Below are 13,503 nucleotides of genomic sequence, written 5' to 3'. Positions count from 1 at the left end.
GGCTGCGACGTTAGGCGGGCGGATCAGTGCAGGCAAGCACGTCGGTGAGCGCACCGAGATCGCGGGCAAGCGTGGCCATGGCCATCCCCCGGATCGTGGCAACGTAGCAGTCCTGTGACCAGCCACATGTTTGGGTTAGGTTCTCCCAATTCCGGACGGACAAGAGCGTCCATAGCAGGTCGGTGGCCTGCTCCATATCCGTGCCCGGAGGCAGGGTGCCATCTTCGGCCAGCGCCTTGATGGCGGCGGAGCACCCTTCACGCATGTCCTGCATACGGGTGTTCCAGGCCGCGGCCGCTTCGGCATCCGTGTCTGTGACGGCCATGATGGCACGGGCCACGCCATAGATCTTGGGGATGTAGTTGCCCCACGCGGTGACAAAGGCATCCAGCCGTTCAGCGCCAGACCGTGCGCCCCGGCTGGGGGCAAGGCCGGTGTCGATGTTGTTCAGCCGGTCCTGATAACGCGTTGCGGCCACCAGCAGGTCAGTCCGGCTGGGAAAGTGCAGATAGACCGCCTGTCGGCTGATCCCCGTTGCCCGTGCAATGTCGGACATCGTTGGCAGTTTTGCATCGGGCGCTTCCAGCAGCTTGAGAGTGGCCTGCAGGATTTTTGTCGGGGTATCGATCGGGTCACTTGACATGCTGTCAAGAAGCACATAGTTGACACGATGTCAATTTACACAGTGTCAAGCAAACTATGGAGAGTTCACATGACCAAAAAGATTTTCATCTGGGTGGCGCATCCCAAACCCGGATCGCTGAACGCCGCTCTGGCGGAACGCTATGCAACAGGCGCGCGGGCCAACGGTGCGGAGGTTCGGATCATGCATCTGTCGGATATGTCGATCGAAGCCGGCTATGACGCAGATGCGCCGCTGTCGCCTGACGTACAGGCATGGCAGGACAATATCCGCTGGGCAGATCATGTGATGATCGTGCACCCTTATTGGTGGGGCGCGATGCCTGCACAGGCCAAGGCGGTGATGGATGCGGGGCTGCAATCAGGATTTGCCTACAAATATCACGGGCGCGGTCTGGGCTGGGACAAGCTGCTTGAGGGGCGGACGGGTGATGCGATCATCACCGCCGACACCCCACCATGGGTCGACACATTGCTTTACCGCAGTCCGGGCCGCCGCGTGATGCGCAATCAAGTCATGAAGTTCGTCGGTGTGAAGCCCCGCAACGTTGTATTGTTGGGGTCAGTGAAGCTGGCCAAACCTGAAAAGATCGCAAACTGGCTGAATCGGGCAGAAGCAATGGGCGCAGCGGCGGCCTGACCCCCTCGTATTGAATGGCGCGGCGCCTATGTAAGAGCGATGTTACCTCGCCCGGTCTTTATCGGATCAGAAATTTATCGCGGATCATCCTATGGTCCGTGGCACCCGCTGAGGGTGCCGCGGGTCTCGACCGTGATCGACCTGAGCCGGGCCATGGGCTGGCTGCCAAGAGATGCCTATGTTCCAAGCCCGCGCGCCAAGCCGGACACTCTGAAAATCTGGCACACGCCCGACTACATTGCAGCACTTCATGCGGCAGAGAGGGCACAGGCCGTCACCCCGGATGTGCGATTGCGCCATCAGCTTGGCACCTCAAACAATCCGGTTTTTCCCGAGATGTACCGCCGTCCAGCTACGGCCGCGGGTGGGTCCTTATTGGCCGGAGAGTTGCTTGCAGGCGGCGGCGTTGTCTATCACCCGGCGGGCGGAACACATCACGCAATGCCGGATCGGGCGGGCGGATTCTGCTACCTTAACGACCCGGTGCTGGCGATCCTGTCCCTGCGCCGCAATGGTGCGCAACGCATTGCGTATGTCGATATCGATGCGCATCACCCCGACGGGGTCGAGGTGGCCTTCGGCGACAACCCTGACGTGTTGATGATATCGGTCCACGAAGATGGGCTATGGCCGCGCACCGGAACACTGGGGGCAACCGATACCGTGGTGAACCTGCCCGTGCCGCGCAATCTCAACGATGACGAAATGGCACTGATCCGGGATCAGATCATCCTGCCGCGTGTGCAGGCCTTCCGACCAGATGCAATCGTCATTCAATGCGGTGCCGATGGGGTTGAGGAAGACCCGCAAGCGCATCTGTCGTTGTCCAACAACGCGCATTGGGCAATTGTACGCAGCCTTATGGGCCTGGCCCCGCGCCTGCTGGTGCTAGGCGGCGGTGGTTACAACCCATGGTCCGTCGGGCGTCTGTGGACCGGCGTTTGGGCCACGTTGAACGGATATGACATACCCGACCGCGTCACATCCGATGCGGAAGACGTGCTGCGCGCATTGCGCTTTGACGGAAACCGGCGCGGCAAGAACCCGCCAGAGCATTGGTTTATGTCGCTGCAAGATGCTCCACGACATGGACCCATCCGTGACGAGATACGCTCGCGCCTCACTGTGCTCTGATCCATCCTTCATTTCGCCAGACAAACCGCGGGGGAGGCCGCAGGCCGGGGGGCTGGCCCCCATCAGCCCTCTCCGTCGTAATCCGCGTCGCTGACCTGCTCCAGCCATGTGGCTGCTGATCCGTCCTGCATCTCCTGCATGGCGATGTGGGTCATGGCAGTATCCGGCGCGGCACCATGCCAATGCTCGGCATCTGCCGGAATCCAGACGGTGTCACCGGCGCGGATCGGTTGCGGCGCTGCGCCCCGCATACAGATCAACCCGGCCCCTTGGGTCACGTGAAGCGTCTGGCCCAGCGGATGCGTGTGCCATGCAGTTCGGGCACCGGGCGCGAAGTGTACGGACAAAGCGTGCAACCGTGCCGGCGCTTCGGCCGAGATGATCGGATCCTGCCACACGTCGCCGGTGAAATAGTTCGGGTTCGCGCGCTGGCTTGGGCGGCTGCCCGCCCTGTGCAGGATCATTCCGCCCAACTCACGCCCGTGAGGTCTGTGGCCTGCGTGGGCAGGTTTGCCCAAAGACCCCGCACCTCGGCCTTGGCAACCGACAGCTGTGCCAGCTGGAACAGGTAGCCATTGACCGCATCATTCGCGATCATCTCTTGCGCCTTGGCCATCAGGTTCGTGCGCTTGTCTGGGTCCGTGGTGCTGTTCAGCGTGCCAATCAGTTCCTGGAATGCCGGGTTGTCGTATTGGAAGTAGTAGTCGGGATTGGCGTAAATCCCGATGTCCATCGGCTCGGTATGGCTGACGATGGTCAGGCCGAAATTCTTGCCCCGAAACACGGTTTCCAGCCATTGCGCCCATTCAACATTGATGATCTCGGCCTTGATGCCAACATCGGCCAGTTGCGCGGCGATGATCTCGCCCCCACGACGGGCGTAAGATGGGGGCGGCAGGTGCAACGTGGTTTCAAACCCGCCTTCCATCCCGGCCTCGGCCAGAAGGGCGCGGGCCTTTTCAGGATCAAAGGCAGACCCACCTGTCAGATCGACGTAAGCGGGGTTGTGCGGCGCAAAGTGCGTCCCGATCGGGGTGCCATAGCCGAACATGGCCCCGTCGATGATGGCTTGACGGTCGATGGCGTGGGCTAAGGCCTGCCGCACACGCAGATCGTCAAAGGGGGGCTGCGCGTTGTTGGTCGAAAGGATCGTCTCGCCTTCGGTTGACCCGACCAGCACCTGAAAGCGTGGATCGGCTTCGAATTGCGGCAGGTTCTCGGGCGCGGGGAAGCCGGTGAATACGTCCACATCCTCTGCCATCACGGCAGCAAAGGCGGCCGTTGGGTCCGAGATGAATTTGAACGTGGCTTCGGTCAGCGCGGGCGCATCACCCCAATACCCGTCATATTGGCTGATGCGGATGCTGTCGCCTTGCGTCCAGCTTTCGAACTTGAACGGGCCAGTGCCCACGGGTTGCTGCTTGATATTCTCGATGCTTTCCGGGGCCACGATCACCGCATCGCCCCACGCAAGGTTGAAAAGCAGGTTGCCATTGGGCTCGCTCAGCGTCATGCGCACGGTTTGTGGGTCGACCACCTCGACCGAGGCAATGGCCGCATAAAGCGCCTTTTGTGCATTGGCGCTGTCTTCTGCAAGGATGCGGTCGAAGGTGAATTTCACATCTTCGGCGTCCATAGCGGTGCCGTCATGGAAGGTAACGTCGTCGCGCAGGGTAAACGTATAGGTCAGCCCGTCATCCGAGATTTCCCAGCTTGCCGCCAGGCCCGGCACAACCGACCCATCGCCCATAAAGCGCGTCAGACCCTCGAACACGTTGGAATACAACACTTGATCAATCGCACCCGCTGCGGCCGAGGTGGGGTCAAGGTGCGGGGGTTCCAATTGCATGGCCACGGTGATGTCTGTTTTTGCCCAGGCCCCCGTCGCGGCAAAGGCGATGGCAGCAGTGGTCATCATCAGTCGGTTGAACATGGCGGTCTCCCCATCGGTGCGGTTTCCCCCAGCTTTCCCGCAAACCGGGCACCGTGCAAGCCTTCTGTGCCTTTGACCCGTTTCTTGCGGGATGTGCCGCCGCGCCGACGCCTGCGCAGGAAACGGGTCGGCGCATCATCACGAGGTGCGTAGAGCGGGCGCATGAACACAGATCTGCGAAAGGCAAAAACATGCGACTGAAGGACAAGACGTTCATTGTAACCGGTGCAAGCAGCGGGATCGGCGCGGCGGCAGCCCGGCTGTTTGCGCAGGAAGGCGCAAACGTGGTTCTGGGTGCCCGACGGGCCGATACGTTGCGGCAGATTGCAGGCGAAATCGAAGCCTCTGGCGGGCGCGCTGCCTATGTTGCCGGAGATGTGGGTGATCCATCTGTTGCCAGTGCACTTGTCGATACGGCCATGGCGCAATTTGGCGGGCTGGATGGTGCGTTCAACAATGCAGGCATGGTGGGGGACATGGGTCCGGTCACGGACATGACGGATCAGACATGGTCCGATGTCATCCAGACCAATCTGACAAGCGCATTCCTGTCGGCCCGCGCCCAAATCCCCGCGCTGGTCAAGCGGGGTGGCGGCGCTTTGGTGTTCACGGGCTCATTTGTCGGGGTCAGCAACGGTGGTATGCCCGGCATGGCGGCCTATGCCGCGTCCAAGGCCGGGTTGATGGGTCTTGTCCAATCGCTGGCCATCGACTGGGCCGGGCAGGGCATCAGGGTGAATGCGGTTTTGCCCGGTGGCACACGCACGGCGATGGCGGGTGACGACCCTAACACCATCGACTTCGTGGCGGGATTGCACCCGATGAAACGGCTGGCGGACCCGGAGGAAATTGCGCGCGCCGCCCTTTTCCTGCTGTCTGATGAGGCGTCCTTTGTCACCGGTGCGCCGTTGATCGCAGATGGTGGCATCTCCGTGCGTATGCTGTGACGTCACGGCCCGGGGTGGTGACATTGCGGCCCCGGGCCTGCTATGGGCGCGCAACGACATTATGCGAAGGACATGGACATGAGCGCCACAGCCCGCAAAACAGCCCCTTTGCCCGACGATATCCGGGCCATGAAAGGGGGCACGCCGATTGTCAGCCTGACGGCTTATACCACCCCCATGGCACAGATGATGGACGCGCATTGCGACTTTGTCCTCGTGGGCGACAGCGTGGGCATGGTGCTGCACGGGCTGCCTTCGACCCTTGGCGTAACGATGGACATGATGGTGATGCACGGCAAGGCAGTCGCGCGCGGTCTGACATCCGCCATGATGGTGATCGATATGCCCTTTGGCAGCTACGAAGAAGGGCCGGAACAGGCATTTCGCAACGCCGCGCGACTTATGGCCGAGACAGCGGCAGGCGCTGTGAAGCTGGAAGGCGGCGTGGCGATGGCCGACACCATCGCGTTTCTTGTTGCGCGCGGTATTCCAGTCATGGCGCATATCGGTCTGACACCGCAGTCGATCAACACGCTGGGTGGCTACAAGGTACAGGGCCGGGGCGACGCGGCTGCTACTCTGATGGCGGATGCCAAGGCGGTGGCGGAGGCTGGTGCCTTTGCCGCCGTGCTTGAGAAGGTGCCGGAAAATCTTGCCAACGACATCACGGGCGCGGTTGATATCCCAACCATCGGGATTGGTGCGTCGGCCGGATGCGATGGGCAAATCCTTGTTGTCGACGACATGCTGGGCCTCTTCACCGCCTTCAAGGCCAAGTTCGTGAAACGTTATGCGGAATTGGGAGTGGATGGCGAAGCCGCCATCGCGGCCTATGCCGAGGATGTGCGCGCGCGACGCTTTCCCGGGCCGGAACACGTGTTTGCCGACGCAGTGCCCGGAGCCAAGACATGACAGCACCAATCGTGTGCACCTTGGCCGAGCTGCGCGAGATGACCCGCGGGTGGCAGAGGGCCGAAGAAACAATTGGCGTTGTCCCCACCATGGGCGCGCTGCATGATGGCCATCTGAGCCTTGTGGCGCGGGCCAAGGAGATGTCGGACCGGGTGATCGTCACGATCTTTGTGAACCCCAAGCAGTTCAACAATCCGGAAGATCTTGAGAACTATCCGCGCACAGAACACGAGGATGCGCGCAAGCTGGAACGCTTTGCTGTCGATGCGATCTATGTCCCTGATGGACCGCAAATGTACCCGGACGGGTTTGCGACAAACATCAGCGTCGATGGCCTGACCAACGTGCTGTGCGGCGCGCATCGACCCGGGCACTTTGACGGGGTGGCAACGGTGGTGACCAAGCTGTTCACCCAGACCTCGGCCGATTTGGCGTTCTTTGGCGAGAAAGACTTTCAGCAATTGCAGGTGGTGCGGCGACTGGCCCGCGATCTGGATCTGGGGGTTGAGGTGGTGGGCTGCCCGACCATCCGCGAGATCGACGGGCTGGCGATGTCATCCCGCAACCTGCTTTTGTCCGATCAGGCCCGCAGCCGGGCTGCTGCGTTGAACGATGTGATGGAGACCATGGTCGAAGCACTGGGGCAGGGCGCAACGATCACCGACCTGCTGCCGGATGCACAGGCGCGGCTTGCGGCAGCCGGATTTGGCGACATCGACTACCTGGAAATGCGGACAAATGACACGCTGACACTGATTGAACAGGCCACTGAACCCGCCCGCCTTTTTGCGGCAGCCTACATGGCCGGGGTGCGATTGATCGACAATATAGATGTGCCGATGATCGCCAAGCGGTGACTAGTCTTCGAGTTTCGACAGCCGCGCGCGAAACCAGGCTTCGAGCGCGGATTGCGACATGACCCCAGTCACCACGTCGACCACCACGTCATCGATCCGATCCCCGGCATGGATGGCTAGATCGTAGCCACTGTTCAGGCACAGCACTTCGGTCGTCAGCCAGGCAGTGCGCTTGTTCGCGTCGTTGAACCCATGAGAGGTCGCCAAACCGTGCAACAAGGCTGCGGCCTTCTTGTGGATGGGCAGGTGATAGCCGTGATAGGGACGGCCAATCGCGCCAAGGACGCTGTCGAGATTGCAGATACCCGGCAGTCCGCCAAACGCCTCAAGCGATTGCTCGTGCGCTTCGAGAACGTCACCAAGCTTGATACGATAGTGCCGCTTACCGATTGGCCAGCCGCTGCAGGGCGTCCCTGTTCTTGCTGATCGAACTGCGCACGACTTTGGGAGTCTTCTTGCCCGAGGCGTGCTCGGACGTGTCCCCGCCTTCCTTACGGATGGTGAACCTTCCGGTGCGTGCACTGCGGGCAACGGTTGCGCTGTTTGTCTTGGCCATATCTACGGTGTCCTTCTGCACCAGAAAATGCACATGCCCTGCCAACATATCAAGGGATCAAAATCCACACAGTTCCCATGTGGTTTGGATGACGTTTGAAAATACCGGGCATTCAAGGGTTGAGAAATGTCAAAGCTTACCCAATGGAACCTTGAGCGCCATGTCCCCTTCGTCATCACGCGGGATTTCACCGGCGCGCATGTTCACCTGCAGCGCAGGGATGATCAGGCTGGGCATGGCAAGCTGTTTGTCACGCTCCGTTCGAAACTTGATAAAGTCCTCGCGCGTCTTGCCGCCGCCCACGTGAATGTTCTTGTCCCGCTCTTCCGCAACCGTCGTTTCCCACGCGATGGAGCGCCCACCGGGGCCGTAATCGTGGCAGATAAACAGGCGCATCGCATCGGGCAGGGCCAGAACCCGCATGATGCTGTCGTAAAGCTGACCAGCGTCCCCGCCCGGGAAATCCGCCCGGGCCGACCCGCCATCCGGCATGAACAACGTGTCACCGACAAAAGCGGCGTCGCCCATCACATGCACCATGCAGGCCGGGGTATGGCCGGGCGTGTGCATGGCAAAGCAGGTCATTGCACCAACATCGTAGCTGTCGCCGTTTTCGAACAAGGCGTCAAATTGTGAGCCATCGCGCTGGAACTCGGTGCCTTCATTGAACACCTTGCCAAAGGTGTCCTGCACATCCGTGATCTTGGCGCCAATGCCGATCTTGCCGCCCAAAGCCTGCTGGATGTAGGGCGCCCCCGACAGGTGATCGGCGTGCACATGGGTTTCGATGATCCAGTCGAGCTGAAGGTCATTAGAGCGGATATGGGCGATGATCTTGTCGGCGCCATCGAAGTTCAAAGCGCCGGCGGCATAGTCAATGTCCATGACTGCATCGATTACCGCGCAAGCCCGCCCGTTTGGTTCCTGCACCACATATGAAATCGTATTCGATCGCTCGTCAAAGAACGGGGTGACTGTCGGGTGACAACTCATATCCGGGGTCATGCCGTGTCCTCCTTTTCGACGGGGCCGCCTTGCGCTTCCCAGGTCGAAAACCCTTCGCGCAGGTGTGCTGCCTCAAATCCCATGTCCTGTAATGTGGCAACGGTCAGTGCCGATCGCCAGCCCGAGGCGCAATGAAACAGGTATGTTTTGTCGGCCTGACCAAACACGTCCTTGAAATAGAGGCTGTCGGGATCGACCCAGAACTCGATCATGCCGCGCGGCGCATGGACCGATCCGGGGATGTATCCGCTGCGCTGACGTTCGCGGATGTCCCGGATATCGACGATAACAACCTCAGGATCATCCACTGACTTGATGGCGTCCACCGTTTCAACTTCTTTGATGCGCGCGCGCGCATCGGCAACCATTTGGGCGGCAGTTGTCTTCAGGGCCATTGGCACCTCCGTTTGAGTGTGAGAAGTGTGCCAGCAGGATTTTGTCACAGCAAGGCCGCAGGTATATCCTGTAATCTTGATTATGTGATTTTTTGACCTTCTAGGATGCTCAATTCCTGTTCTGGTCGCCTGAAGTACAGAGAAAAGGATCCACCATGGGCTTTGTCATACCGCTTCCACAGCAGGCTTCTGTCGCCGTTGCGGGGTCAGACGACCGCTTCCCGATCCGCCGCATCTTTTGCGTGGGTCGGAACTATGCCGCCCATGCGCGCGAGATGGGCAAGGATCCCGACCGTGAGCCACCGTTCTTCTTTACCAAACCAGCGGACGCCGTTGTCGACAGTCCGTGCATCATTCCATATCCGCCACTGACGGTCGATCTGCATCACGAGATCGAACTGGTCATCGCCATCGGTGCCGGAGGTGCAAACATCCCAACCGATGCCGTCATGGATCACATCTGGGGCGCCGGTGTGGGCATCGACATGACCCGCCGTGATCTACAGGCCGAAGCCAAGAAAATGGGCCGCCCATGGGACTGGGCAAAGGCATTCGATTTTTCGGCGCCCATGTCGCCGCTTGTGCCGTTGGCGGATGTACCGAGCGTGAGTGCGGGACGTATCTGGCTCGCCGTGAACGGAGAAGTAAGGCAAGACGCAGACATTTCGGACCTGATCTGGCCTGTCCGGGATCACGTGGCTTACCTGTCGCAAGCGGTGACCTTGGCTCCGGGAGACTTGATCATGACCGGCACACCAGCTGGCGTTGGTGCTGTCAAAACTGGCGAAGTGATGACCGGCGGTGTCGACGGGATCGCGGAGATCGAGGTGACCGTCGGGCCGCAAGGCTAAAGCGCGGCCAACACTTCTTCTAAACTGCGGCGTGCGCCGGTTTGAAGATACTCCATGGCGCGCAAGGACGCTTCATGCGCCTCCAGACTTGATCCGGCAACACAGTCTTCGATCACGCGACAGAAGTAGTCGTGCTGGTGTCCGTCGACGAATGTGTAATGCACACAGACATCCGTCAGCCCACCGACCAACAGCAAAGTGTCGACCTTGAGCCCTTTGAGCAGGATCTCGAAATCCGTTCCGAAAAAGGCTGAATAGCGCCGTTTCCGGATCACGTAGTCATCCGACCGAACATCCATTTCCTTCACCGCAAGGGCTGTGGCCGGGTTGTCTTCGAGGCAATGTACGTCTTCGTCCCCATCCAACTCCCGACCAAAATCAACCATCGAGGGGTGGTGAACTTCCTGGATGAAGATGACCGGCACTCCGGCAGCACGGGCCGCATCAATGGCCGTGCGGGCCGCCAGCATCCGGTCCTTATAGCCAGGCATGTTATCGATCGACCGGACTTCAATGTCGTCAATGAAGGTACTCGTCTGAATGTCGATAACGATCAAAGCCGCACGCCCTTCGATCAAGGCCCGCCGCGTCTTGCTCGTATTTGCCATCAAACAGCCTGTGTCGCGTCGATGGCACGTTTCCAGCGCGCATATCCCGCTTCGCGGTCACCTTCAGACATCGCAGGATCAAAACGGGCTTCGCGTGCCCAAGTCGCAGCGAAACCTTCGGTATCAGGGTAAATCCCGGCCCGCATTCCAGCCAACCACGCAGCGCCTAAAGCGGTTGTTTCAACCCCAGCCGGGCGATCCACGGGCGCCCCCAGCATATCCGACAGGAACTGCATTGCCCAATCATTGGCGCTCAGCCCACCGTCAACGCGCAGGACGGCATCGCCGGCATCCGGCCAGTCCGCACGCATCGCTTCCCAAAGATCGCGGGTCTGGAAGCCGATGCTCTCCAATGCCGCGCGCGCCATGTCGGCAGGCCCCGTATCCCGGGTCAGGCCAAAGGTGGCCCCGCGGCAATCCGGGTTCCAATACGGGGCACCCAGACCGGTGAAGGCCGGCACCAGCGTTACGTTCCCGCTGCCCTTCTCGGCCAGCGCCTGAGTTTCGGCTGCACTGGCAATGATGCCCAACCCGTCACGCAGCCACTGCACCACGGCGCCGGCGATAAAGATCGATCCTTCCAGCGCGTAGGTCGGCTTGCCACCCAGCTGATAGGCCACGGTGGTTAGCAAACGGTTGTTCGATGTCACCGGCGCATCGCCCGTGTTCAGCAGCGCAAAGCAGCCCGTGCCATAGGTCGATTTCAGCATCCCCGGCTCGAAACAGGCCTGTCCGATTGTCGCCGCCTGCTGGTCGCCCGCCACGCCATAAATCGGCGTCTCGCCACCCAGCAAATCCGTCACGCCAAAGTTAGATGCGCAATCGCGCACCTCGGGCAGCATCTCCATCGGAATGTCGAGCATGGCGCACATCTCGGGGCTCCAGGCGCCCTTGTGGATGTCATAGAGCATCGTGCGCGCGGCATTGGTCGCGTCCGTGACATGGGCGGTGCGGCCCGTCATGTGCCAGATCAGGAAGCTGTCGACCGTGCCAAACAGCAGCTTGCCCGCCTTGGCCCGATCCCGTGATCCTTCATGCTGATCAAGGATCCACTTCACCTTGGTGGCCGAGAAATATGGGTCAAGAAGCAGGCCCGTGATCGCAGTCACCTGATCGCCATGCCCGTCGGCCCGCAATCCTTCGCACATCTGTGCCGTGCGGCGGTCCTGCCAGACAATGGCGTTGTGCAAAGGCTCACCTGTTTCGGCATCCCAGATCACGGTTGTTTCGCGCTGGTTGGTGATGCCGATGGCAGCTATGTCCCCTGCCCCAAGACCCGCCTTGTCCATGGCCGCCTTGCACGTCGATTGCACAGTGGCCCACAGATCAGCGGGTTCGTGTTCCACCCACCCACTGTTCGGGAAATGCTGCGTGAACTCTTCCTGCGCCGAGGCAACAGGCTGCATGCCCCCGTCAAACACAATCGCACGCGAGGACGTCGTTCCCTGATCAATGGCAAGAATATGGGTCATGCAGCGTTTTCCTTCATCCAATCGTCTACGGCAGCGCGCTCTTCCGCGCTCAGGCGCAAACCAAGTTTGGTCCGCCGCCACAATGCATCATCACCCGCCACCGCGTATTCGCGGGTCATCATCCATTTGAGTTCGGCACCGGTCAACGTGGCACCGAAAGAGGGCCCAAGATCCTCTGCCGATTTGCCGTCGCCCAGCACGTCCCACGATTCGGTGCCGTATGCCCGGATCAAACGCGCCGCCCATTTCTGGTCGAGGAACGGGTAGTCGGCCATCAGCTTCGATGTCAGTGACCCAACTTCGGCAACCTTGAAATCCCCGCCCGGCAAAGCCACACCAGCGGTCCATGCCTCGCCCAATCCCATCTTGGCCAGCGCCTTCTCTGCCAGCTTGCGATAGGTGGTGATCTTGCCGCCAAACACGCTCAGCACGGGTGGGCCGTTGTCATCCAGTGCCAGCACGTAATCCCGCGTCGCCGCCGTGGCCGAGGATGCGCCATCGTCATAGAGAGGGCGCACACCGGAATAGGTCCAGACAACATCTTCGGGCGTCACCGGCTTTTCGAAATACTCGGTGGCGAAGGCGCACAGGTAGTCGCGTTCTTCATCGGTGATCGTGGGTTTTGTGTCCGCATCCGTATGTTCGGCATCAGTGGTGCCAATCAGGGTGAAGTCCTGCTCATAGGGAATGGCAAAGATGATCCGCCCATCAGTGCCTTGGAAGAAATACGCCTTGTCATGGTCATAGAGCCGTTTGGTCACGATGTGCGAACCGCGCACCAGCCGGATGTTATGCTGCGAGTTTTGCCGCATCACACCGGTCAGAATGTCGGCCACCCAAGGGCCACCCGCATTGACCAGGGCCTTGGCGCGGTAGGTTTCCTTCTCGGTTTCGATCCGCCACGTGTCGCCGTCCCGTGTGGCCTGTTTGACCGCACAGCGGGTCAGGATCGTGGCACCCCGCGCTTCGGCATCGCGGGCATTCAGCATGACCAGTCGTGAATCCTCGACCCAGCAATCACTATATTCATAGGCCATCTTGAACCGTGACTTCAGGTCCTTGCCCTCGGGCGCGGTGGTCAGGTCCAGCGTCTTGGTGCCCGGCAGGATCTCCCGACCGCCCAGATTGTCATAGAGAAACAGGCCCAAGCGGACGAGCCATGCGGGCCGCCGCCCCTTCTCGATCCAAGGCATGGTCATACGCAGCAAACGCGAGGTTGGCGTGTCGCTGTCGAACCGCATGTCGGGGGCGTAGGGCAGGACAAAACGCATGGGCCAGCTGATATGCGGCATCGCCTTGAGCAGCACCTCGCGCTCTTTCAAGGCTGACTTCACCAGCCCGAACTCGAAGAATTCGAGATAACGCAGACCACCATGAAACAGCTTGGTTGACGCGGACGAGGTTGCACCCCCCAGATCGCCAGCCTCGGCCAAGGCAACACTCAGGCCACGGCCCGACGCGTCACGGGCAATCCCGGCGCCATTGATGCCGCCACCAATCACAAACAGATCATAGATTTTGTCGTCCGACACGCCCGCGTCCTCCGGATAG

The 13,503-nt window shown here is 60.6% G+C and carries 16 protein-coding genes; 6 read left to right on the top strand and 10 right to left on the bottom strand.

The genetic code is table 11. The features are described 5' to 3' along the window. Positions 1–10 precede the first annotated feature (10 nt). Positions 11–643 carry a TetR/AcrR family transcriptional regulator gene (locus tag IE087_RS21625; RefSeq protein ID WP_189371597.1) on the bottom strand — a complete coding sequence of 211 codons (633 nt, stop codon included), beginning with the start codon at positions 641–643 and terminating at the stop codon, positions 11–13. A gap of 69 nt (positions 644–712) precedes the next feature. On the opposite strand from IE087_RS21625, the gene IE087_RS21620 reads away from it, so the two are divergent. Together IE087_RS21620 and IE087_RS21615 are read left to right on the top strand one after the other, a co-directional pair. Next, positions 713–1,282 (top strand): NAD(P)H-dependent oxidoreductase, encoded by a 570-nt coding sequence (locus IE087_RS21620; protein ID WP_189371595.1) that lies wholly within the window; start codon positions 713–715, stop codon positions 1,280–1,282. 39 nt (positions 1,283–1,321) lie between these two features. Continuing rightward, entirely contained in the window at positions 1,322–2,416 is a 1,095-nt protein-coding gene (locus tag IE087_RS21615) for an acetoin utilization protein AcuC (RefSeq protein ID WP_189371593.1), read from the top strand. A gap of 62 nt (positions 2,417–2,478) precedes the next feature. Here IE087_RS21615 and IE087_RS21610 read toward each other — a convergent pair whose 3' ends face one another. Both IE087_RS21610 and IE087_RS21605 read right to left on the bottom strand, forming a co-directional pair. Beyond that, entirely contained in the window at positions 2,479–2,880 is a 402-nt protein-coding gene (locus tag IE087_RS21610; protein ID WP_189371591.1) for a (R)-mandelonitrile lyase, read from the bottom strand. Then, on the bottom strand, positions 2,877–4,331 hold the full coding sequence (locus tag IE087_RS21605; protein ID WP_229801528.1) for an ABC transporter substrate-binding protein: 1,455 nt from the start codon (positions 4,329–4,331) through the stop codon (positions 2,877–2,879). The genes IE087_RS21610 and IE087_RS21605 overlap by 4 nt, the downstream gene beginning before the upstream one ends. Positions 4,332–4,540: 209 nt before the next feature. Here IE087_RS21605 and IE087_RS21600 point away from each other — a divergent pair, with 209 nt between their 5' ends. The 3 genes from IE087_RS21600 to panC all read left to right on the top strand — a co-directional run bounded on the left by IE087_RS21600 (position 4,541) and on the right by panC (position 7,065). Further along, complete coding sequence (locus IE087_RS21600; protein ID WP_189371587.1) at positions 4,541–5,296, top strand: SDR family oxidoreductase; 756 nt, start codon at positions 4,541–4,543, stop codon at positions 5,294–5,296. Positions 5,297–5,374: 78 nt separating this feature from the next. Further along, positions 5,375–6,208, top strand: coding sequence for a 3-methyl-2-oxobutanoate hydroxymethyltransferase (panB, locus tag IE087_RS21595; protein WP_189371585.1), 834 nt, complete (start codon positions 5,375–5,377; stop codon positions 6,206–6,208). Then, on the top strand, positions 6,205–7,065 hold the full coding sequence (gene panC, locus IE087_RS21590) for a pantoate--beta-alanine ligase (protein WP_189371583.1): 861 nt from the start codon (positions 6,205–6,207) through the stop codon (positions 7,063–7,065). Before panB ends, panC begins: the two co-directional genes overlap by 4 nt. Here panC and IE087_RS23625 read toward each other — a convergent pair whose 3' ends face one another. From IE087_RS23625 to IE087_RS21575, 4 genes are all read right to left on the bottom strand, one after another. Further along, on the bottom strand, positions 7,066–7,434 hold the full coding sequence (locus IE087_RS23625) for a type II toxin-antitoxin system death-on-curing family toxin (protein WP_268244663.1): 369 nt from the start codon (positions 7,432–7,434) through the stop codon (positions 7,066–7,068). A gap of 13 nt (positions 7,435–7,447) precedes the next feature. Next, positions 7,448–7,621 (bottom strand): hypothetical protein, encoded by a 174-nt coding sequence (locus tag IE087_RS23620; protein ID WP_229801529.1) that lies wholly within the window; start codon positions 7,619–7,621, stop codon positions 7,448–7,450. A 129-nt stretch (positions 7,622–7,750) separates the two neighbouring features. After that, on the bottom strand, positions 7,751–8,626 hold the full coding sequence (locus IE087_RS21580; protein WP_189371579.1) for an MBL fold metallo-hydrolase: 876 nt from the start codon (positions 8,624–8,626) through the stop codon (positions 7,751–7,753). After that, positions 8,623–9,021, bottom strand: coding sequence for a rhodanese-like domain-containing protein (locus IE087_RS21575; RefSeq protein ID WP_189371577.1), 399 nt, complete (start codon positions 9,019–9,021; stop codon positions 8,623–8,625). Before IE087_RS21575 ends, IE087_RS21580 begins: the two co-directional genes overlap by 4 nt. A gap of 155 nt (positions 9,022–9,176) precedes the next feature. Between IE087_RS21575 and IE087_RS21570 the strand changes: the two genes are divergently transcribed. Beyond that, positions 9,177–9,872 carry a fumarylacetoacetate hydrolase family protein gene (locus IE087_RS21570; RefSeq protein WP_189371575.1) on the top strand — a complete coding sequence of 232 codons (696 nt, stop codon included), beginning with the start codon at positions 9,177–9,179 and terminating at the stop codon, positions 9,870–9,872. On the opposite strand, the gene IE087_RS21565 is transcribed toward IE087_RS21570, so the two are convergent. Genes IE087_RS21565 through glpD form a run of 3 tightly spaced genes read right to left on the bottom strand, consistent with a single transcriptional unit; the run spans position 9,869 to position 13,484 of the window. Next, positions 9,869–10,480, bottom strand: coding sequence for a cysteine hydrolase family protein (locus IE087_RS21565; RefSeq protein WP_189371573.1), 612 nt, complete (start codon positions 10,478–10,480; stop codon positions 9,869–9,871). The two genes, IE087_RS21570 and IE087_RS21565, sit on opposite strands and share 4 nt — an antisense overlap. Next, complete coding sequence (gene glpK / locus IE087_RS21560) at positions 10,480–11,952, bottom strand: glycerol kinase GlpK (RefSeq protein ID WP_189371571.1); 1,473 nt, start codon at positions 11,950–11,952, stop codon at positions 10,480–10,482. Before glpK ends, IE087_RS21565 begins: the two co-directional genes overlap by 1 nt. Beyond that, the gene (gene glpD / locus IE087_RS21555; RefSeq protein WP_229801520.1) at positions 11,949–13,484 is read right to left on the bottom strand and encodes a glycerol-3-phosphate dehydrogenase; all 1,536 of its coding nucleotides are present in this window, start codon (positions 13,482–13,484) and stop codon (positions 11,949–11,951) included. Before glpD ends, glpK begins: the two co-directional genes overlap by 4 nt. Between the last annotated feature and the right edge of the window lie 19 nt (positions 13,485–13,503).

It is taken from the genome of Tateyamaria omphalii (assembly GCF_014651375.1).
Lineage (GTDB): Bacteria > Pseudomonadota > Alphaproteobacteria > Rhodobacterales > Rhodobacteraceae > Tateyamaria > Tateyamaria omphalii.
This window is presented reverse-complemented; position numbering and strand designations above follow the sequence as displayed.